This is a genomic window from Campylobacter sp. 2457A, assembly GCF_020135895.1.
Taxonomy (GTDB): domain Bacteria; phylum Campylobacterota; class Campylobacteria; order Campylobacterales; family Campylobacteraceae; genus Campylobacter_D; species Campylobacter_D taeniopygiae.
In genome coordinates this window covers 1-1,670 of sequence record NZ_JACHTO010000058.1, presented here as the reverse complement: position 1 = coordinate 1,670, position 1,670 = coordinate 1, and the positions used below count along the sequence as shown (strand labels likewise).

The following is a 1,670-nucleotide window of genomic DNA, read 5'->3' as shown; positions in this document are numbered from 1 at the left end:
TAATTGATGATTTTATGCATTTTTTCATCTAATTTTTCCTCTAAGTATTTCTCTTCGGCTTCTTGCTCTTTTAATTTTTTATCTTCATCGCCAAAGATTAAGTCATTAGCAAAACCTGCTATAAGCGTTCCCACTACTGCACCCACCACTGTCCCAACTATAGGAAAACCCGAGCCTATAGCCGCCCCAGTTGCAGCACCTGTGGCAATACGAGAAAGGATGGATACGCCAACTCTAGCTGCGATACTAGATGCCACTCTTGAGCTAGCTATCTTAGTTGCAGCACTGGAAGCAACCCTGCTGGTTTGAGTTAAGGTTTGTTTGGCGACAAATTCGCTATATTTTTCTATTGTTTTTCCAATAGGAGTTTCATTCATGATTATACTGGTGAAAACACTAACACCTGTTTCACTCAAAGCTCTTACATTGGACTTTCCTTCTGCTTTAGCTAGAAAAAAATTCAATATCCCAAAATTCATTATTATTTTATAATGCATCATTGTCGCGATAGGCGAATCATGTTTTATACCAAACTTCATTATCCCTTTTTCAAAAGCCTTAGTAGCAGAACCTTCTGTAAGGCCTAAAGCATAAGGAGCAACATCTCCAAATACACCTAAATCCCTTTTATCACTAGGAATGCTTTGAGTTTCTTTAGAATAAAACTCTAAACTTCCATAAATACTTTCATTCATCTTTCTTCTCTTTTCTGAGTTCCATTGCTTCTTTAAGGAAAGTGGTATTAATGTTACTAGTGGCGTTTACATGGAAAAAGATTTTTTCAAATTCTTCATCACTTAAGCTTAACAAATAAGGCATTACATGGGGCTTTATAATGGTATTAATTCTTACAAAAAAACTATTTTTTGGGTCACTGTCTTGGTTAAAAATATTATGTTCGAGGTGTTCTTTGGCCTTATCTCCAAAGGTATGTATCACTATATGTCCTGGAGAAATTGCATATGACAAACAACGATAATATATAAAAAAAGTTCCCAAAGGAAAAACCAAATCATTTTTAATATAATACTCAATCACAAGTTTTTCTTTTGTGACATAAATTCTTTTAATATTTGCCATTTTATAGATTGCTCGTGCAAGTGCATATACTGCTACAAGAAATATAAAAAAACCTATAAACCATTTATAATTTATTTCTTTTTCAAATATCCTAGGAAACAAATAAAGAAAAAAACATAACCCAATAATATATGTTATCCAATAAAGCAAAAATAAAGGCTTGTACTTTTTTCTTTCCCAAATAATTTCATCTCGAGTGTTTTGTTCTTTGATTTCCGTGTTGTTACTCATTTTTATCCTTTATCTATTCTGCTCTTACTTCTCCACCTCTAACTACAAGCCCATTAGAGTCTATAACTACTTCTACTCCACCTGCTTTAATAATCACACAATCTTTCTTAGCAATAATTTGAGTATCGCCTACTTGATGGAGGATTTGATTACCCGCTTTTACTTCGCAATCTGTTTGAAAGTCAAAAGTAGAACTTTCTGATTCTAAAGAATATTGCTCTTCTACCTTTGTTTGCATAGAATTAGACTTTAAAGATGTATTATCTTGTATATGGGCGGATAAATTTTGATGGACATTGAGGAAAAATTCTTTTTCTATTGTTTGGGTTAAAGATTTTTCTATTAATAATTTATTTTCT

Annotated in this window: 1 protein-coding gene and 2 pseudogenes; all 3 read right to left on the bottom strand. The window is 32.6% G+C overall.

Annotation, left to right across the window (positions count from 1 at the left end; genetic code table 11):
• Positions 1-695 (bottom strand): annotated as a pseudogene (locus H2280_RS08265) (hypothetical protein); the annotation flags it as partial.
• Positions 688-1,080, bottom strand: a complete 393-nt coding sequence (locus H2280_RS08260) for a hypothetical protein (RefSeq protein ID WP_337216238.1) — start codon at positions 1,078-1,080, stop codon at positions 688-690. The gene H2280_RS08260 and the pseudogene H2280_RS08265, both read right to left, overlap by 8 nt.
• A 244-nt stretch (positions 1,081-1,324) precedes the next feature.
• Positions 1,325-1,670, bottom strand: a pseudogene (locus tag H2280_RS08255) (type VI secretion system Vgr family protein); the annotation flags it as partial.